At 45.3% G+C, this 18,923-nt stretch carries 23 protein-coding genes and 1 pseudogene; 10 read left to right on the plus strand and 14 right to left on the minus strand.

Features of this window, described 5'->3' with window-relative positions; genetic code table 11:
• The first annotated feature begins 186 nt into the window (after nt 1-186).
• The 7 genes and pseudogenes from ACW5MY_RS09975 to ACW5MY_RS10005 all read left to right on the plus strand — a co-directional run.
• Nucleotides 187-654 (plus strand): SDR family NAD(P)-dependent oxidoreductase, encoded by a 468-nt coding sequence (locus ACW5MY_RS09975; protein ID WP_014471907.1) that lies wholly within the window; start codon nt 187-189, stop codon nt 652-654.
• Nucleotides 655-1,016: 362 nt separating this feature from the next.
• Complete coding sequence (locus tag ACW5MY_RS09980; protein ID WP_013352585.1) at nt 1,017-1,361, plus strand: BLB8/JUQZ-1 family protein; 345 nt, start codon at nt 1,017-1,019, stop codon at nt 1,359-1,361.
• 178 nt (nt 1,362-1,539) lie between these two features.
• Entirely contained in the window at nt 1,540-2,694 is a 1,155-nt protein-coding gene (locus tag ACW5MY_RS09985; protein ID WP_013352586.1) for an alpha-hydroxy-acid oxidizing protein, read from the plus strand.
• A 20-nt stretch (nt 2,695-2,714) separates the two neighbouring features.
• Entirely contained in the window at nt 2,715-2,936 is a 222-nt protein-coding gene (locus ACW5MY_RS09990) for a hypothetical protein (RefSeq protein ID WP_014470268.1), read from the plus strand.
• 72 nt (nt 2,937-3,008) lie between these two features.
• Complete coding sequence (locus tag ACW5MY_RS09995; protein ID WP_013352588.1) at nt 3,009-3,437, plus strand: YrvL family regulatory protein; 429 nt, start codon at nt 3,009-3,011, stop codon at nt 3,435-3,437.
• A 41-nt stretch (nt 3,438-3,478) separates the two neighbouring features.
• Nucleotides 3,479-5,104, plus strand: coding sequence for a recombinase family protein (locus tag ACW5MY_RS10000; RefSeq protein ID WP_013352589.1), 1,626 nt, complete (start codon nt 3,479-3,481; stop codon nt 5,102-5,104).
• An 11-nt stretch (nt 5,105-5,115) separates the two neighbouring features.
• A pseudogene (locus ACW5MY_RS10005) lies at nt 5,116-5,736 on the plus strand (polysaccharide biosynthesis protein); the annotation flags it as partial.
• Nucleotides 5,737-5,776: 40 nt separating this feature from the next.
• On the opposite strand, the gene msrB reads toward ACW5MY_RS10005, so the two are convergent.
• Complete coding sequence (gene msrB / locus ACW5MY_RS10010) at nt 5,777-6,211, minus strand: peptide-methionine (R)-S-oxide reductase MsrB (RefSeq protein WP_013352590.1); 435 nt, start codon at nt 6,209-6,211, stop codon at nt 5,777-5,779.
• On the minus strand, nt 6,212-6,745 hold the full coding sequence (msrA, locus tag ACW5MY_RS10015) for a peptide-methionine (S)-S-oxide reductase MsrA (protein WP_013352591.1): 534 nt from the start codon (nt 6,743-6,745) through the stop codon (nt 6,212-6,214).
• A 133-nt stretch (nt 6,746-6,878) separates the two neighbouring features.
• Here msrA and ACW5MY_RS10020 point away from each other — a divergent pair, with 133 nt between their 5' ends.
• Nucleotides 6,879-7,304: a MarR family transcriptional regulator gene (locus tag ACW5MY_RS10020; RefSeq protein WP_013352592.1), complete on the plus strand. Its 426-nt coding sequence runs from the start codon at nt 6,879-6,881 to the stop codon at nt 7,302-7,304.
• A gap of 50 nt (nt 7,305-7,354) precedes the next feature.
• On the opposite strand, the gene ACW5MY_RS10025 is transcribed toward ACW5MY_RS10020, so the two are convergent.
• The 5 genes from ACW5MY_RS10025 to ilvA all read right to left on the minus strand — a co-directional run bounded on the left by ACW5MY_RS10025 (nt 7,355) and on the right by ilvA (nt 11,053).
• A complete protein-coding gene (locus tag ACW5MY_RS10025) occupies nt 7,355-7,918 on the minus strand; it encodes a YpmS family protein (protein WP_013352593.1) in 564 nt (187 codons plus the stop codon).
• A gap of 9 nt (nt 7,919-7,927) precedes the next feature.
• On the minus strand, nt 7,928-8,683 hold the full coding sequence (locus ACW5MY_RS10030) for an SGNH/GDSL hydrolase family protein (protein WP_013352594.1): 756 nt from the start codon (nt 8,681-8,683) through the stop codon (nt 7,928-7,930).
• Nucleotides 8,684-8,760: 77 nt separating this feature from the next.
• Nucleotides 8,761-9,342, minus strand: a complete 582-nt coding sequence (locus ACW5MY_RS10035; RefSeq protein WP_013352595.1) for an SCO family protein — start codon at nt 9,340-9,342, stop codon at nt 8,761-8,763.
• A 98-nt stretch (nt 9,343-9,440) separates the two neighbouring features.
• On the minus strand, nt 9,441-9,692 hold the full coding sequence (locus ACW5MY_RS10040) for a DUF2535 family protein (protein ID WP_013352596.1): 252 nt from the start codon (nt 9,690-9,692) through the stop codon (nt 9,441-9,443).
• Nucleotides 9,693-9,784: 92 nt separating this feature from the next.
• Entirely contained in the window at nt 9,785-11,053 is a 1,269-nt protein-coding gene (ilvA, locus tag ACW5MY_RS10045) for a threonine ammonia-lyase IlvA (protein WP_013352597.1), read from the minus strand.
• Between the two features lie 184 nt (nt 11,054-11,237).
• On the opposite strand from ilvA, the gene ACW5MY_RS10050 reads away from it, so the two are divergent.
• Together ACW5MY_RS10050 and trhA are read left to right on the plus strand one after the other, a co-directional pair.
• A complete protein-coding gene (locus ACW5MY_RS10050) occupies nt 11,238-12,224 on the plus strand; it encodes a sigma 54-interacting transcriptional regulator (protein WP_013352598.1) in 987 nt (328 codons plus the stop codon).
• 16 nt (nt 12,225-12,240) lie between these two features.
• Entirely contained in the window at nt 12,241-12,879 is a 639-nt protein-coding gene (trhA, locus tag ACW5MY_RS10055; protein WP_013352599.1) for a PAQR family membrane homeostasis protein TrhA, read from the plus strand.
• A gap of 41 nt (nt 12,880-12,920) precedes the next feature.
• Here trhA and ACW5MY_RS10060 read toward each other — a convergent pair whose 3' ends face one another.
• The 7 genes from ACW5MY_RS10060 to ilvD form a co-directional block, all read right to left on the minus strand.
• Nucleotides 12,921-13,544 (minus strand): lysophospholipid acyltransferase family protein, encoded by a 624-nt coding sequence (locus tag ACW5MY_RS10060; protein ID WP_013352600.1) that lies wholly within the window; start codon nt 13,542-13,544, stop codon nt 12,921-12,923.
• Nucleotides 13,545-13,565: 21 nt separating this feature from the next.
• Nucleotides 13,566-14,051 (minus strand): dihydrofolate reductase, encoded by a 486-nt coding sequence (locus tag ACW5MY_RS10065; protein ID WP_013352601.1) that lies wholly within the window; start codon nt 14,049-14,051, stop codon nt 13,566-13,568.
• A complete protein-coding gene (locus ACW5MY_RS10070) occupies nt 14,048-14,842 on the minus strand; it encodes a thymidylate synthase (RefSeq protein WP_013352602.1) in 795 nt (264 codons plus the stop codon). Before ACW5MY_RS10070 ends, ACW5MY_RS10065 begins: the two co-directional genes overlap by 4 nt.
• A 99-nt stretch (nt 14,843-14,941) precedes the next feature.
• Nucleotides 14,942-15,550 carry a YpjP family protein gene (locus ACW5MY_RS10075; RefSeq protein ID WP_013352603.1) on the minus strand — a complete coding sequence of 203 codons (609 nt, stop codon included), beginning with the start codon at nt 15,548-15,550 and terminating at the stop codon, nt 14,942-14,944.
• A 260-nt stretch (nt 15,551-15,810) separates the two neighbouring features.
• Complete coding sequence (locus ACW5MY_RS10080; RefSeq protein ID WP_013352604.1) at nt 15,811-16,581, minus strand: class I SAM-dependent methyltransferase; 771 nt, start codon at nt 16,579-16,581, stop codon at nt 15,811-15,813.
• A 38-nt stretch (nt 16,582-16,619) separates the two neighbouring features.
• On the minus strand, nt 16,620-17,054 hold the full coding sequence (locus ACW5MY_RS10085; RefSeq protein ID WP_013352605.1) for a BrxA/BrxB family bacilliredoxin: 435 nt from the start codon (nt 17,052-17,054) through the stop codon (nt 16,620-16,622).
• An 82-nt stretch (nt 17,055-17,136) separates the two neighbouring features.
• Nucleotides 17,137-18,813 carry a dihydroxy-acid dehydratase gene (gene ilvD / locus ACW5MY_RS10090; RefSeq protein WP_013352606.1) on the minus strand — a complete coding sequence of 559 codons (1,677 nt, stop codon included), beginning with the start codon at nt 18,811-18,813 and terminating at the stop codon, nt 17,137-17,139.
• Between the last annotated feature and the right edge of the window lie 110 nt (nt 18,814-18,923).

Below are 18,923 nucleotides of genomic sequence, written 5' to 3' on the forward strand. Positions count from 1 at the left end.
TGTAAATGAATATTTAGTACATTGTTTTGTTAGTAATTTACTTTCTATTAATCAAGTAAAGCGAAATAAAAGCGCATCAGATTAATGATTTTCTCTAATTTTTGATTTATTGGTTGCTTTCATTAACTCGCTGAAATTGTTCAACATATGATGCATGGTAGAGAAACGAGAGTTGGAGGATAAGCCATGCCTAAACAGCAAGCAGTTGAGCTAAAACCATTTTTTCACGATAAAACTGTTCTCGTTACCGGCGGGACAGGGTCAATCGGAAGCCAAATTGTAAAACGCCTTTTGCTCTTAACACCTAAAGAAGTCATTGTGTTCAGCAAAGATGACAGTAAACAATATGTGATGAAACAAAAATATGCGGATGAAAAAAGATTGTCATTTGTGCTCGGCGATGTACGTGACTACAGAAGAGTAAACCAAGTGATGAAAGGTGTTGATATTGTCTTTCACGCCGCTGCGCTGAAGCAGGTTCCGACTTGTGAGGATCATCCGTTTGAAGCCATTCAAACCAACCTTATCGGCGGACAAAATGTCGCAGAAGCCGCTTTGCTGCAAGAGGTGACGCATGTGATTAATATCAGTACCGATAAAACGGTTTTTTTAGATATGAACGATAAAACAAACAAAAAGAAAGGGCTATTTTGATTTCTTCAGAGCCCTTTCAAATAACAGCCGCGCTAATTCCTGATAAAACACTCTTTCATTTTTTGTTCCGTCTGTCTGATCGACAATCCTTATGCAATAATTTCCCTTTTGAACGGTCTTTATCGTTCTCTTCTTATATTTTTCATATTCCTCAGAAGGCATCTCATAACCCCCCGTTTTCACAGGAGCATTATATGTCAGCAGATGATTGTCTCTTGACTGCTCTTTAGTGATGCGGCATGAGGGGTAGTTTGACGTCGGCGTTTCAACCAATCAATTTCACAAAAAATCCACTTATTTCTAATATTTTACATGCTATACTGGCGTTGTACCGCGATTAAATTTATGGGGAGGCATTTCTGATGAAAAAGTGTTGCAAAGGATTGATTGTATCTGCTTTGTCCATTTCCGCATTGGCTCTTCCGTCATTTACCGGTTCTGTGTCAGCTCATGAAGCCGCAGGCCCTGATCAGGTTGTACAGCTCGGCAGTCCCATTACCACCGTTGATTATCATATGCTGAGAAACTCCAACGTGTCCTTATTAAACGGCTATAAGCGCTGGGAAATTATATCCGGAAGCAATCTGATCAGCATCAGCTCTTCCGGTGTTGTATCCTCCCATTCGTCACTTGGCACCGCTGTCGTATACGCCTATGATGTGAATGATAATTACGTCATATATAAAATTACCGTCGAAGCCCGCTGACTATAGAACTTTTTGGACAAACATCCGCAGACACTGCGGGTGTTATTTTTTTGGACAATCTTTACATTTAGCTGTTCGCACTTATCCGTCGGCCGCTTGGAAGAATTCTTTTAATCGGTATGAACAAGGACTGGGCAGGTTTCATACCCTAGAAAAAAATGAGCGGGGGGTTTGATGAATGAACAATGAGTTTGATTCACGGGACAGGAACGTTTCCTCTCATGCCCAAAAGCTCCCCGTGTCGCATGACGAATGGGAGTACAGGGCGCGCCGGATTTTGCCTGACGGCCCGTTCGGCTATATCTCAGGCGGAGCAGGCTCAGAGGATACGATGCGCTCAAACAGAGAAGCGTTTTTTGAATGGAATATCCGCCCCCGCAAACTAAGAGATGTATCCAAACGGAATATAACTGTGTCTCTGTTCGGTCAGACGTTCCCCGCCCCCTTTCTTCTGGCTCCGATCGGGGTGCAGGAGATCGCTCATCCTCATGGTGACTTGGCATCGGCAAAAGCGGCGGCTGAAACAGGGATTCCGTTTATATTAAGCACTCACTCCTCTTACTCAATTGAGGACGTTGCGGCGGTTATGGGAAAATGTCCCCGCTGGTTTCAGCTGTATTGGCCGAAAGACCGGGATATCATGATCAGTTTCGTTCGGCGGGCAGAGCAAGCGGGGTATTCAGCCATCGTTGTCACGCTCGATCTGCCGGAACAAGGATGGCGGGAAAGAGATATACGCAACGGTTATCATCCGTCAAAAAAAGGATTGGGAATCGCAAATTTTCTGACTGATCCCGTCTTTCGGTCTAGGCTTAAGCTGCCTCCCGAAAAAGACATGAATACTGCAATCGCTTTTTTTATAGATATTTTTCACGAACCCTCTCTGACCTGGGACGATCTTGCCTGCCTGCGAACACATACAAACCTCCCCATTCTGCTGAAAGGCATTCTCGATCCCCGCGATGCGGAATTAGCCGTACAATACGGCGCAGACGGCATCATCGTTTCCAATCACGGCGGAAGACAGCTGAATGGAGAAATAGCTTCACTCAAAGCTCTGCCGAAAATATCTGAAACGGTTCAAAACCGTATACCCGTCCTTTTAGACAGCGGAATCCGAGGAGGCAGCGATGTCATTAAAGCACTCGCCCTCGGGGCCTCGGCGGTTTTTTTAGGCCGCACCTATGTATATGGCTTAGCTGTCGCGGGGAGTTCCGGCGTCAGGCGCGTGATAAGTCATTTCATAAGAGATATTGATATAAGTATGACAAATGCCGGGATCAAGTCCATTTCAGATATCGACCGTTCCCTGCTTCAGCATATTTCTGAATGACACAGATAAGGAGGAATATGATGTATTGGCACCCGCAATTTTTTTACTGCTGCATAGGCCAGCCTGACTGCATGAATCAAAAGCAAATCCGCCGCCTGCACAAAATCATGACACAGCAACTGGCGGCCACAAATGAAATATTAACGCTTGTTAAAAGGCATGATCAATGGTTGACAATGCTCTATTCACGTCAATTCGGCGCTTATCCGCCGAGTTATGGAGATGAGGGAGACAGTCAATAACACGGCTCTCTCCTTTTATTTCCAAAACGTGATAAAATAGCGAAAACAATGGTGCGGGGGTGTCGTGAAGCCATGTCCTGTAAAAACTCAAAATATAAAATCAACACAGCTGTCATTCTTGGATTCTGCCTGCTCATTCTGATCGCCCTCATATTATTTGCTTTTCCTTTATTTTTCGGCGTTATCGGCTTTTTCAAACTTTTCGGGATTACATATGAATCAAACCGTTCCATTTTCCTCTTGATCCTGTCGGTCATTTTGATCGGAAGCTTTTTTGAGTTTATCGGAAAAATCCTGCTGACGGCGGCCGCTGTAACGGTCAAAAACAAAGCGCTGTACCGTTTGCTGAAAATGATAACCGATTTCATCATCAGCTTCATTACCTTATATATTGCTGACAGCATCGTAAGCGGTATTTTCATTCCGCAACATGTTCTCACCGTTGCTGCGGCCATCCTTTCACTTACCGAAGCTGTATTTGACCGGAAACAGACGGCTTGAAACCCTTCTGCGCAACTATGAACATGTATGGGGGTGAAGTTTTGGACTTGCGATCCATTGTTCAATCTTATGAGATTACGAGTATTTTAGGGTATATCAGACGCTCACGCCAGGATGCGGAACGCGAAAAAAGAACCGGCGAAGATACATTGACGGAACAAAAGGAACTGATGGAAAGCGTGTTAACCGCTATTCAAGTCCCTTTTACTTTAAAAATGGAAATCGGATCAGGTGAAAGCATTGAAGGCCGGCCGATTTTTCAAGATTGTTTACGGGACCTTGAAAATGGTGCATTTCAAGCGATTGCAGTCAAAGAAATCACTCGTCTCAGCAGAGGAAGCTATAGTGATGCCGGGCGGATCGTCAATCTGCTGCAGAGCCGCAGACTTCTGATTATTACGCCTTATAAAGTATATGACCCGAGAAATCCTGCCGACATGAGACAGATCCGCTTCGAGTTATTTATGGCCAGAGAAGAGTTTGAAATGACAAGAGAACGGATGACGGGCGCCAAATATACTTACGCCGCTCAAGGAAAATGGATATCCGGTATGGCGCCGTACGGGTACACTTTAAACAAAAAACAATCCAAGCTGGAAGCGGCTGATGAAAACGCGAAAGTCGTCCGATTGATCTTCAATCTTTTTTTAAATGGGCTGAATGGGAAAGATTACAGCTACACTGCGATTTCTTCCCACTTAACGGCGCTTAAGATCCCCTCTCCATCCGGTAAAAAGAAATGGAATCCTTCCACCGTTAAAGCCATTCTTCAAAATGAAGCTTATATCGGCACTGTTAAATATAAGGTCAGGGAAAAAACAAAAGACGGCAAACGCCTGATAAGACCTGAAAGCGAGCAAATATCTGTTCCTGATGCACATGCTCCTATTATTGATAAAGAACAATTCGATCAGGTGCAAAAAAAGATCCGGCACAAAATCCCTCTTCTCCCCGCCAGAAGTGATTTTCAATTAAATGCCTTAGCGGGTGTCTGTACATGCGCTGAATGCGGAGCACCGCTGTCAAAATATGAAGCCAGACGAAAACGCCGCAATAAGGACGGCACAACCAGCGTATATCATATGAAGCTGCTGAGGTGCCGCAATACATGTATGAACGTCAGATATGATGATGTCGAAGATGCGATCTTGGATTATTTGAGGTCTCTTGACTCATTAAACAAAAAAGAATTGTTTACACAAATCGAATCAATGATCACTGCATACGAAAGCAGAAACAGCATAAAGGCCGAAGAACAAATGAAAGAACAGCTTAAGCGGCGCGAGAAGGAACTTCACAATAAATTACATTTCATTTTTGATAAATACGAGAACGGAATCTATTCAGATGAAATGTTTTTACAGAGGAAGTCTGCCTTGGACGAGGAAATGAACGGCCTAGAGCAAGTGAAAAAGGAAATGAATCATTCCTCCGGCCGCAAACCGGAAATTGATACTGCCTGCTTCAGCTCCCTTATACCGTATGCCGCACATATATATGAAACCGCGGAAAGCCGGGAAGAGAAAAATAAACTTTTAAGAATCATTTTTCAAAAAGTGATAGTCAAAATGACTGCCAGACGAAAAGGACCCATTCCAGCTCAGTTTGAAATCCTTCCTGTACTCCGATATCCTTTTTTGACAGGGAATTCTTCGCCTTCTGGTTAATATCCTAAAAAACCGATAAAGCCGTTTCTCCGGTAAACACAATGGGAGCTACGAAGCTGTTGTCCGAGAAGCTGTTTCATCAGGCAAATCACCATGTTCAAAACCGCGGTACGGTGTTTTGTTCGGTCCGCTTCGGCAATGTGCTCGGTTCACGCGGTTCCGTTATTCCTATTTTATTTGAACAGATGATGGAAGGCGGCCCGCTCACCATTACGGATAAAAACATGACGAGGTTTTTTATGTCGATTGATGACGCAGCGATGCTTACCCTGCAATCTGCGGTGATCACAAAGGGCGGAGAAACGTTTATTTTTAAAATGGAGTCCCTGAGGCTTGAAGAACTGCTTCACGGATTTGAGGAATATGCGATCCGGCACGGTCTGCCGCGTCCCGCCGCTGTTGAAGTAGGAAAACGCCCCGGTGAGAAGCTTCACGAAGAACTGACCTCTCCGCATGAGACAGAAGCTTTGTATGAATGGGGCAATCTTTACGCGATTTTGCCGGACCCCGCCAAACATCCGGAATTCCGGAAGGTCAATCTCCCCAGATATCAATCCGATCAAGCGCCGCTCATCACAAAAGACACAGTCGTAAAGATTATTGAACGATTACATGAAGAAAAAAAAGCATAGAAAAAAGGCCTGTCTGATAGGCAGGCCTCATTGCCGAGCTCTATTTCTCAAATAAATGCTGATAGGATTCATAGCCTTCTTCTTTCAGCTTGTCTTTCGGAACAAAACGGAGTGCCGCAGAGTTAATGCAATAACGGAGACCGCTTGGCCCCGGGCCGTCGTTAAAAACGTGGCCTAAGTGGGAATCCGCTGTTTTGCTTCTCACTTCCGTCCGGATCATACCATGGCTTGTGTCCAGTTTTTCGTCAACCTCTTCTTCCTCAATCGGTTTGGTGAAACTGGGCCAGCCGCAATGAGAATCGAATTTATCCAGAGAAGTAAACAGAGGTTTTCCTGATACGATATCAACATAAAGCCCCTCTTCTTTGTGATCCCAGAATTCATTTTGAAACGGCGGCTCTGTTCCGTTATTTTGTGTGACTTCATACTGCATGCGGTTTAATGATTTGATTTTTTCTTCTTTATTAAGAGCCATCTATCTGTCCCTCCAATGTTCATCCAGAAATCCTTGACGTCCGGATCCTACACGGTAGCGCCCGTAGTGATCAGGATTTTTTTTATAAAAGTGCTGATGATAGCCTTCCGCTTCATAAAAAGGCTCAGCTTTTAAAATGTCTGTCACAATCGGCTTTATAAAAATGCCGCTTTCTTCAAGCCGTTTTTTTGAGGCTTCAGCAATTTCTTTTTGTTCATCATTATGGTAATAAATCGCCGCTTGATATGAACTTCCCCGGTCTGCAAACTGGCCGCCTGCGTCAGTCGGGTCGATTTGCTGCCAAAACAGTTCGACAAGCTTTTCATACGGGTAAATATCAGGATTAAAGGTGATTTGAACGGCTTCTCTATGGCCGGTCGTTTCACTGCACACTTCTTCGTAGGTCGGATTCTCAGTATGGCCTCCTGTATAGCCGGACACCACTCTTTCAATTCCGGGCTGTTCGTCAAACGGCTTTACCATGCACCAAAAACAGCCGCCTGCAAATGTGGCGATTTCTTTTTTTTCTGACATACGGGTGCCCTCCTTTGTTCATACGTGGTATTATTATATTATAGCATGTATAAACAGAATAAAAATAATTCTGCTTCCTTCAGGGGAAGCTTAAGCCGAATGCCACGCTGACTACATATTGGAGGTTCATGATTTGAAAGTAAGGACACAAATGATGTATGATATGGAAGCTTTGCTTCGAAAAGTGTTTAAACAAATCAGAAATGAAGTTAATGAAATTCTAGATAAAGAGCTGTCCAGAAACGAATTCACCATTTTGCGGATTCTCAGTGAACAAGGACCTAAAAAAGTAACGGAATTCGCTCCCATTCTTGAGGTCTCCGCAAGCCACATTACCGCAGTGACCGACGCTTTAGTAGAAAAGGAATGGATCACCCGCATCCGTTCTAAAGAGGACAGACGTATTATCAGAATCCATATTACGGAAGACGGGGAGAAAATTGTCGATCACTTCAACCAGAAAAAAACAGAATACTTTTTTAAACGGTTTGACTGCTACTCTGATGAAGAGCTTGCAACGTTAATCAAACTGTTCAGCAAACTGGACAAAAAACGCTGAAACGAAAAAACACAAATCCCCGAAAGGATCTGTGTTTTTTTAATGAAAACTTATCGTTTCGGATGATAATAGGAAAATTCAATTTCATCCGTGTCGAGATTGATTTTATCTGCCTTTACATACATGCCGTTGTCTAACGGCATTTCCGACAGACGGACCTCGATGCTTTTGTCACTTGGATGGACGTGCACAAATGACGGCAGTTCGTAAAAGCTGTCCATATAATTCAGCACAAAGCTGATCGGCAGGCTTAATTCGCCTAAGGAAAACTTCGTCACTTTCAGAACCACATCACCGTTCTTTTGCACGGACGGTTCAAATGTGACAACCGCATTAATAGATGTTGAGAATGCCTTGATTTTACCCGCTACGTGCACGTCGTTATTGATGTCCACTTTGTAGTCAAGCTGATTCGATGCCTTCTCTTTTAAGTACGCATTCACAAACCTTGAAAGTGATTCTTTGGAACTTGTGATATGAAAACCGTACTCGCTTTTTGTCTGATCTTGTATTTTCGCCTGCTCTCCCGGCATAACCATCAATGTCACGATTACCGCGGCGGCAATCACATTGAGTGCGAGAAGAACAAAAAACAGCGATTTCCACTTCTTCATTATTTCACCCTATTCTGCTGGTAACCCTTGTTTTTCAATGATGCCGTACAATCGATCGGCGATGAGTGCATATCCTTTTGCATTCGGATGAAAATCATCATCCTTTGAAATCCGTCTGCTGCCGCTTTTTTGACTGAACAAGTCTTCAACATTCACCGCGGCGGCGTGAGGATCTTTTTTCAGCTCTTTTGCGGCGATCTGATTCCAATCGGTCACAACCCCGTTAATCTCTTTTAACTCAGGCAGCGTAAATGTGAAGGGATTATACATGCTGACATACACCAGCTCAGCGTTTTGATTATACTTGCGGATTTTTGATATGATCGCCTTAAACCGTTTTTCAAAAGGTTTCTCTTCCTTTTGAAACGGCTGAACCGTCAGCTGCATGACGTTCTGGCGGAGCACCTTCATTAAATCATTACCGCCGATGGTAAAAAAGATATAGTCGGCGCCATTCAATGATTTCTGTACTTTTTTATCATCAAGCTTTTTCAGCAGGTCCGACGTTTTGTCGCCCTGCACCGCATAATTTTTAATATCTACCGTTTTCACATGTCCCTTTTTCTTGAGGGAATCCGCTACCTTGCCGACGTATCCTAAACCCTCCGGATCTCCTACTCCTTCAGTCAACGAATCACCGACCGCAGCTATGACAATATGATCTTTCGTTTTCGGTTCTTCAGCATGAGAACCGGTGCGCTGGACAGAACAAGCTGATAAAAGCAAAGCCAGTCCGGCGATCAATGAGAACATTCGCAGCTTCAATCTTGTTGCTCCTTCCCCGTCTACTAGTGGAAAGTGTAACATGTTTTTTCAGATTTGAAAATGTCTAATCTGCCAGTTTACTTGAGCTCCTCAGCCGCTTTGACATCTGATAGGATATCATCATACGGAACTTTCTGCACGCCGTCATAATCCTTAAGCACCTTGCCCTCAGGCCCGACTAAATAAAAAGAAGTTTTATGTATGACCTGATCTTCTCCCTCCGGCTTTTTGACGATGGCTTTAAAGCTGTTCAGCGCAAAATCCTCAATGTCCTTTTGACTGTAACCGGTCAGAAAATCCCAGTTGCGAAGTGAAAGCGGGTATTTGGAAGCAAATGCTTTCAGCTGTTTCGGCGTATCATTCTCAGGATCTACACTGAATGACACAATCCGCACGTCCAGGTTCTCAGCCTTCAGTTTTTTTTGCAGTTCAGTCATATGGGCTGTCATGGGCGGACAGACAGAATTACAATTTGTAAACATAAAATCGGCAATCCAGACCTTTCCCTTCAGGCTTTTCAGTGACACTGTTTTCCCGTCTTGGTTCTGATATGAAAACGGCTCAATCTGATAGTTCAGCGGGTCTTTTATCGTCTTCCCCCCGCAGGCGCACAAGAGCAGCAAACAAAAGACAGCAGCGAAGCTTTTCATTATTTTCATTTTCATTCCTCCCATGGATAAAACGCTTACAGCTTACGTCATAAAAAAATTCCCGCACCCTCCTTTATCGAAAGGAAGGCGCTAAGGAATGTGCACCGTTATGCGTTATGTTTTAATATCTCTTGGTTGAAAACGGCCTCGTAATCTTTCCACTTCATACGGCGCTTAACATATTGTCGGAATGAATACACTGTTCTCACACTTTGTGAAGCAAAAACTTCTCTCAAATAAAGCTCAAGGTGCTGATGGATTTGAAAAAAATAATGTTCACCTTCCGTGACAACCGGTATTTCTGTCACTTTTACCTGAATCCCGTCCCGTCGTTTGAACTCTAGGCTTTTGAGTAACAAGATATCAATCCTTCTTTTTCGATTGTTTTCTTTTTATTATATACAATCTGAGAAGGCGTGTCTGTCATTTTGCGCGGCCGTTCTAAAAAAAGTCAGATTAACAGGTGAAACAGATCCTGATCTTTATTCACCTCTACGTAATGAAATCCTTTTTTGTTCATACGGGCAATGAGCGCGCCATAATCTTCCCGATGCTTCAGCTCAATGCCGACCAATGCAGGACCGCTGCTTTTGTTATTTTTTTTCGTATATTCAAACCGGGTGATGTCATCATCAGGCCCGAGCACTTCATCGAGGTATTCGCGAAGCGCCCCCGCTCTTTGCGGAAAATTAACGATAAAATAATGCTGCAGCCCCTCATAAATCATGGAGCGCTCCTTCATCTCCTGCATTCTGCCGATATCGTTATTCCCTCCGCTGACTAAGCAGATGACGTTTTTCCCTTTAATCTCTTCCTTGTACAGATCAAGTGCTGCTACGGACAATGCACCCGCCGGCTCAGCTACAATGGCGCATTGATTATATAATTCGAGAATCGTGCTGCACACTTTTCCTTCCGGGACAAGCAGAACGTCATCGACGACTGTTTCAAGCGTTTGAAACGTTTCCGCGCCGATTTTTTTTACGGCCGCCCCGTCGACAAATTTATCGATTTTCTCAAGTTCAATGACTTGTCCGGCTTTTTTCGATTCAAAATAGGAGGCTGCACCCTCCGGCTCTACCGCTATGATTTTTGTATCCGGCGAGATGTTTTTCATGTAAGTGCCGAGACCGGATAGGAGTCCTCCTCCCCCTACGCTCGCAAAAAGAAAATGCGGTTCAACATCAATGTCATTTAAAATTTCAATGGCAGCCGTTCCCTGCCCGGCCATGACGTCCGGATCGTCAAACGGATGAATAAACGTGCGGTTTTCCTTTTCACAGCATTCCGCAGAACTTTTATACGCATCATCGAAAGTGTCACCCGTCAATATGATTTCAACAAATTCTTTTCCGAACAGCTCCACTTGGGATACCTTTTGTCTCGGTGTGGTTGACGGCATAAAAATCTTGCCGTGAATGCCGAGATGTTTGCATGAAAACGCAACCCCCTGCGCATGGTTTCCCGCACTTGCGCATACAATTCCGTTTTCAGTCTGCTCTTTTGAGAGCTGCCTCATTTTATTATAAGCCCCTCTGAGCTTAAATGACCTGACCACCTGCAGGTCTTCTCTTTTCAAATAGATATTGCAGTCATATCTTTCAGAAAGTCTGTCATTCCTCTGCAAAGGCGTATGTATCACAACGTCCTTTACGTTTTGGTGCGCTTTTAAAATGTCTTTTACCTGGATGAGAGAGTCTTCTTTAAGCAACGGTTTCATTTACAGAGTCCTTTCTTATTTAAATCCCTATTTAATATGCCATTATAACATGAATATTCAAATAATAAGACAATTATTTTAATTTTGTAAATAAACATAAATGAACCGATTTATGAGAAAAAGATATTTCTGCAGACACAAACGTGTTATACTTGAACCAATTAGAACCAAAAGGAGCCAATTAATGAATGTAATTGAACAGACTGACCCTTTTCATCAACTAGCCGGCGAACATAAATCTTTTTTAGAAGCGAAACGATTGGCCGCCAAATTTGCATTATCGGATTTGCCGGTTTTCATAACGGGTGAAGTCGGAACCGAAAAAAAACAAATGGCCGCAGCGATCCACCATAAATCCCGCAGAAACAGCGAACTGTTTATTACCGTTCACTGCAGCCAAAGCGAAGAGCGGCTTGAGCATGAACTGTTCGGTGCTGAAGGCGCATTAAACAGAACCCGATACGGAACATTATTCTTATATGAAATCGGAGACATGCCGCTTTCAGTACAGGCCCGCCTTCTTTCCGAGCTGGACGCCGGGCTTTCCGCCCGCATCATTGCAAGCAGCACGGCGGATCTTGCCGATGCGGAAAACACGTTCAACAAAGATTTATTCTACAGGCTTCACGTGTTATGTCTTCCGCTCCCTGCTTTATCTGAACGAAAAAGCGATATACCGCTCCTTCTTCAGCATATTCTGGCAGCTTCGGGGCAGCATTTGCATATCGATCCGTCCGTTTATCCTCTATGTGAACGGCACACCTTTAACGGCAACATCAGAGAGCTTCAAAATGCGGCGTATTATATGGCTGCGGCAGCATCCGGCGGCACGATTTATCCCGAGGATGTCCCGCCGTATATTAAAAACAGCCAGAAAGCGAAAACAGCCAAGAAAAAAGAAAAACGACTGACACTGATGGAAAAAGAAGAATTTTTGTTTATTTTGGAATCAATTAAAGACTTAAATGCAAAAGGCGAACCCGCCAGCAGACGGAGCATTTCCGAATTAAGCGAAAACAGCACAATGACATTGACGCCCCAGCAGGTCAGAAACAGGCTTGATTACTTAGAAAAGATGAATTATGTCACAAAGGGACGGGGACGCGCAGGAACAAAAATCACATTAGAAGGGTTGGGCTTTTTGCAATCACTGCAAAAACAAATCCTTTAAAAAGGAGGACATTTAATTGTTCACGATAAAAGAAGAAATCGCAAATGCCGTTACACACGGAATCGGTGTATTGCTGTCAATCCCGGCGCTTATTTTTCTCATTATCTTCGCGGTGAAATACGGTTCGCCGACAGACATCGCCAGCTTTTCGATTTTCGGCGCCTCAATGCTGCTGCTGTATCTCAGCTCGACTCTTTTGCACAGCATTCAGCATAAAAAAACGAAAGACATTCTTGAGATTGTTGACCATTCCGCTATTTACGTATTAATAGCGGGGACATATACGCCATTTTTATTAGGGCCGCTTAAAGGCGCACTAGGCCTGACTTTGTTAATTATCGTTTGGTCCCTTGCCGTCGGAGGTATCGTGTTTAAAATCTTTTTCGTGAAGCGGTTTATCATTTTTTCAACGCTTGTCTATTTAATGATGGGCTGGCTGATTATTGTCGCCATTAAACCGCTGTACGCCTCGCTGTCAGGCCCGGGCTTCGGCCTTCTTCTTCTCGGCGGCTTATTGTATTCCGCCGGCACGATTTTTTACATTTGGAGAAAGATTCCGTTTCATCACGCCATTTGGCACAGCTTTGTTTTAGGCGGCAGCGCCTCGATGTTTTTCTGTATTTTATTTTATTGTGTCAAAGTTCCTTTTATCTGAAATAAAAAAGCACAGTCTCTTTACGAGAGACTGTGCTTTTTTTATGCACGGAGCCGTTTTTGAACAGCCGGATAATAAGCGGGCTTTACATGCAGTTCAATGTCTGCCGGTTTCAGACGTTTCAGCAACCTGCCCCGAAGCAGCCGGTCTGTTCCCGTTGTGTTGACCGGAACAATCGGAAGATCGAAACGCAGGGCCAGCTCCTCCGGATTGATTTTTCCGTCTTCAGAAAGAATCAGGCTTTGCCCTTTTTGCAGGCGGACTTCCGCCTCCTGAAGCACGGCATCCCGGCTGTCTCCGTCACAAATGACGCCCATCAGTTTCAGCCAATTTCCGAGAAACGGCATCCGGAAAGCTTTCTCGCCGGCGATAAAACCAGCCGGCTCTTCAAGATGTCCCGCAAGCAGCACAAGATCAGCCGGGCCTAATCCCGGGTGCACATACAATACAGGGCCGTCCGGTATCGGCTGCTCATGATGAATGCTGATGACCGATCCCGACATGTCAATGCATCCTCTCATAAACGCTTTCGGCCGCTCGTACACCAGCCTCATCTGTTTTTGAAAAGAAAGCCGCGGGTCAAGCTCTTTTTGATTGAAATATTCCTGAATATTTTTCATGAACATAAATACAACGTACATTACAAGGCAGCCGTAACGAATCAATTCTTGTCCCCCTGCTTTATCTCAATTCTTTTTCTCGTATACAAGGTACTCATAATCGTAAGGGTTTTTTTCATCTTTTACTCCCTGATGGCGGGATGTCAATTCCCATTCATCTTCATTAAACTCCGGAAAAAAACGGTCTCCTTCAAAGACATGGTGAATGATTGTCATGTAGAGCCTGTCCGCATAAGGGAAGAGCGCACTGTACAGCTGAGCTCCGCCGATTACAAAGCATTCTTCATCAGCCGGGATCAGCTTGAGCACTTCCTCAGCCGAGCCGGCGACAGTACAGCCCGGGAATAAGGATGCATCCCGCGAGGTTACTACGATGTTACGCCGGTTCGGAAGCGGACGCCCGATTGATTCAAATGTTTTCCGCCCCATCACAATGGTGTGTCCCGTCGTCACTTTTTTGAAATATGCGAGATCATCCGGAAGGTGCCAAGGCAGATCGTTATCTTTTCCGATCAGCCGGTTTTCATCCATCGCAAAAATAAACGATATCATACGCTGACAGCTCCTTTTATATGCGGATGCGGGTCATAATCCTCAATGATAAAGTCTTCGAACGCAAAATCAAAAATAGAATCCACGTTTCGCGCAAACCGCAGTTTCGGCAGCGGACGGACATCCCTTGTCAGCTGCAAATTCACCTGCTCCACATGGTTTTGGTAAATGTGGACGTCTCCGAACGTATGAACGAACTCACCCGGTTCAAGCCCCGTCACATGCGCGATCATCATTGTTAAAAGCGCATAAGACGCAATATTAAACGGCACGCCGAGAAATACATCCGCTGAGCGCTGATAAAGCTGGCACGACAGCTTTCCGTCCGCGACATAGAACTGAAACAGACAGTGGCAAGGAGGAAGCGCCATACGATCAATTTCGCCGACATTCCACGCGCTGACGATTAAACGTCTGGAATTCGGATTTGTCTTGATGTCGTGAATCAGCCGGGAGATTTGATCAATCGTCTCGCCGTCCGCTCCGCGCCATGAACGCCATTGAGAGCCGTAAACCGGTCCGAGTTCTCCGTTTTCATCCGCCCATTCGTTCCAGATGCGGACTCCGTTTTCCTGAAGGTAGCGGACATTCGTGTCACCTTTTAAAAACCAAAGCAGCTCATGGGCGATTGATTTAAAATGGAGTTTTTTCGTCGTAAGCATCGGGAAACCTTCCTGAAGGTTAAACCGCATTTGGTAGCCGAACGTGCTGATCGTACCCGTTCCCGTACGGTCTCCTTTTTTTTCTCCGTTTTCTAACACATGACGGCACAAATCTTTATATTGTTTCATCTTTTTCATCCTTTTAAAGTAGTCTTTTAGTAGTGTAACACAATAAAAAATCATTTCTGCAAAATTTCTCAGAAATGATTTTTTTATTTCTTCACGGTATTATACGCTCATCCAGTCAGGCGGCGTATTGCGGTCCCAGTAAATGCTGCCGAGCTCATGATGTGATTGAAATCCGTCTTCAGCGGTATGGTAATGAAAATTAAACCAGTAGCCGTCTTGCGGAGGATGATCCCGGCGGACGTGGAACCTTAAAAGATCTTCACCCGTCAGCCTGTTATACACGTGAAAAATTTTTTCAGTTTTTCCGGCCGACGGTTTGCTGGAAATGACCACATCCTGATACGCTTCATCATCCTGAAACTTGGCTAAATGCCCTGTAATCACATCTTCGATTTTCGGCAGAATTTCATTTCTGTAATCATCTTCAATGACCGGAGAAATTTTGCTGCCGAATTTTAAAAATGATTGATTTTCAGCGGCACCGAGAAGCTGCTCCTGATACGATTGAAACAGTAATTCAGGCTCCCGCCTTGCCTTCTCATCCCCCTGCAGGGCGTGTTCATCATAAAAAGCGGTGTAATCATTCTGCTCAAGACTGCTCGACTGTCCTGAAGGCTTGTCTGTCATCAAAGCAGCCGGAGGAGACACGAGGCCGAACGTTACAATGGTAAACAGAACCACAAGGGTCTTTTTCATCCACAATTTCATGATATTGTTCCCCTCTGTTTTATTGTCCTCTTTCCCTCTATTTTAGCATAGATCAAAGAGCGGCGTCATGTCCGGCAGCGCATGATCATACAATATGGGAAATTAGTAACTGTGACCGAGCGGATAAACCGCTTACAATAAGAAAGAGAAAAAGGAGGGGATGAGATGATTAACGCCTTATTTGCGACTGTATCACTTCTCACGCTGCTTTATTTTGTCGTCATGGAAATCACTGATTAACAACATATAAGCCCATGACATCATGAGCTTATATGAATGACACCGAAATGGAAAAGCGCCGTCTTTCTTTTCAGCACCTTGAAGCCGTATCGTTCAAACCGCGGGCTTTTCCAATGGTCTTTAAGCACTACGCATTTTTTCGCCGCCCGAACGGCATGCGTGATGCACTCTTCGTTAAATCCCTCTTCTGCCAGCGCACGGAGCGACGCAATGCCGTCAGACTTTTCAACTGGTTCGTGAAACATCGGGTCAAAATAGATGACATCCACCGATGAATCAGGAAGATTCCGCAAATAATCGGAGCAGTCGGCATGCTTGACTTGAATGCGTTTCATAGCGGTTTGCAGCGGTTCAATACCGGTTTCCCACGTTTGGAGCCCTGTTTCAACAAGCAATGAAACAAGCTTGTTTTTCTCCAGGCCGATTACTTGTCCGCTTTTTCCAACTGCCATGCTTGCCAAAATCGCATCAGATGCCAGACCGAGCGTGCAATCTAAAAAAGTGTCGCCCTCGCGTAATCCGGCTGCTTTTATCATCGGCTCGGCTTCCCCTCTCAAAAAACGCTTTGCACGGAACATCGCTGTATTCGGATGAAAAAAGAACTTCTCCCCTTGCTTCGTGTAAAGTTCGAACCGTTCCTTTCCGATGACCAAAAGATCGTTTGCTGAACGTTCCAGCATTTTTTCAATGGGCTGTTTATTGCGGCTGCAGTAAGTGTCACCCAGCTTGTCACTGAGTGACTGCGCTGTGTGTATCGTATATTCGCTTGGTCTGTAACTGGTTGTAATCATCATTTTCTCCAAAAAGAAAATGCCCGGAATTCGGGCATTTAGCAGTGTGCATCGAAGGCATCCGTCAGATTTTTCATAATTTCCTCCATGTCATGTCCTTCGATTTCGTGGCGGGGAATAAAGTGAACGACATCTTTCCCTTTTAACAGCGCCATTGAAGGTGAGGAAGGTTCCTGCCCCGTAAAATATTCACGCATTTTTGCAGTTGCGTCTTTATCTTGACCGGCAAATACGGTAACCGTATGATCAGGCGCTTTTTCATGCTGCAAAACAGCTTGAGTCGCAGCCGGACGGGCAAGACCGGCGGCACAGCCGCACACGGAGTTGACAACGACCAATGTCGTGCCCTCTGCTTGTTCCATAAAGCTTTCCACTTCTTCTGCGGTCGTTAATTCCTGAAAACCCGCGCCCGTCAGCTCGCGGCGCATCGGCACGACCAGCTGGCGCATATATTCTTCATAAGCCATTGACATAAAAACAGCCCCCTCTAAAATCCTTATATGAAGTCAAGGATACTATAGAGGGAGCCGGAATTCAATTGTTCAGGCCGCTGATTTAAATTTTCATGATTCCGCCCGTATTGGCGCTTGTCACGAGTTTGGAATACCGGGCAAGATATCCTGTTTTGACTTTCGGTTCAAAACCTTTCCATTCCGCCTTGCGTTTTTCCCATTCTTCTTCTGGCACTTGCACGTCCAAAATCCGTTTTTCTATGTCAACGATGACATGGTCGCCGTTTTCAACGAATGCGAGCGGGCCGCCTTCAGCCGCTTCAGGCGATACGTGCCCGATCGAAAGGCCGCGGGACGCTCCTGAAAAACGGCCGTCTGTAATAAGCGCTACTTTCGGGCCAAGCCCCATTCCGACAATCTGAGAAGTCGGTGCGAGCATCTCCGGCATGCCCGGGCCGCCCTTTGGCCCTTCATAACGGATAATGACAACATCTCCTTCTTTTACTCTGCGGTTTATAATGCCTTCAAGCGCGGCATCCTGTGAATCAAAGACGACAGCAGGGCCTTCGTGTCTTGTAATCCCGTCCTGCACGCCGCCTGTTTTGATAATGGCGCCGTCCGGAGCCAAATTCCCAAACAGCACGGCCAAACCGCCTTTTTCAGTAAACGGATTGTCGAGCGGATGAATCACATCATAATCCTTCACTTCATGACTTGCTATTGTTTCTCCGAGTGTCCGGCCTGTTACGGTCAGCGCGTCAAGATGGAGCGCGCCCTCTTTTTTCGATAATTCATTAAGAGCCGCCGAGACTCCGCCTGCTTCATGCAGATCCTCTATGAATACGTCCGAGGCCGGTGCCAATTTCGATAAATGCGGTACGCGTTCAGCCACTTCGTTAATGCGTTCTAAAGAGTATTCAACGCCCGCTTCGTTGGCAAGCGCAAGCGTATGAAGCACTGTGTTGGTTGAACCGCCGAGGGCCATGTCTAGCGCAAAGGCGTTATCGATCGCTTTTTCGGTGACGATATCGCGCGGCTTAATGTCTTTTTTGATAGTCTCCATCAATTGGGCCGCTGACTTTCTCACAAACTCTCTTCTTTCCGGAGAAGCCGCAAGAATTGTTCCGTTGCCCGGAAGCGCCAGACCGAGCGCTTCAGACAGACAGTTCATCGAGTTTGCCGTAAACATGCCCGAACAAGATCCGCACGTCGGACAGCCGAACTGTTCCAGCTCCTGCAGTTCACTTTCGCCGATTTTCCCGGCTTGGTATGCGCCTACACCTTCAAATACTGAAGAAAGCGAGATCTTGCGGCCGTCGCTTGTGCGGCCGGCTGCCATCGGCCCCCCGCTGACAAAAATGGTTGGAATATTAATCCGCATAGCCGCCATAAGCATCCCCGGCGTAATTTTGTCGCAGTTCGGAATGCAGACCATTCCGTCAAACCAGTGAGCCGAGACGACCGTTTCAACTGAATCGGCAATGATTTCACGGCTCGGCAGCGAATATCTCATGCCGATATGCCCCATTGCGATTCCGTCATCTACTCCGATCGTGTTAAATTCAAAAGGCACTCCTCCCGCTTCCCTGATTGCTTCTTTTACGATTTTTCCAAATTCCTGCAGGTGAACATGCCCGGGAACGATATCGATGTATGAATTGCAGACCGCGATAAACGGCTTGCCGAAGTCTTCTTCTTTTACGCCGGCAGCGCGAAGAAGGCTACGGTGCGGCGCTCTGTCAATTCCCTGTGTGATCATGTTGCTGCGTAATTCTGCCATGGTGATCCTCCTACTGTTTTTAGACTCTGTGTATTATTTTTAAAATTTTCAGTTTATTTCAGGGCGCATTTTGCATACCGCTGTTTACAGCGGCTCCGCCCTGTTTCGCT

Source organism: Bacillus sp. Bwzl_19, from assembly GCF_054900515.1.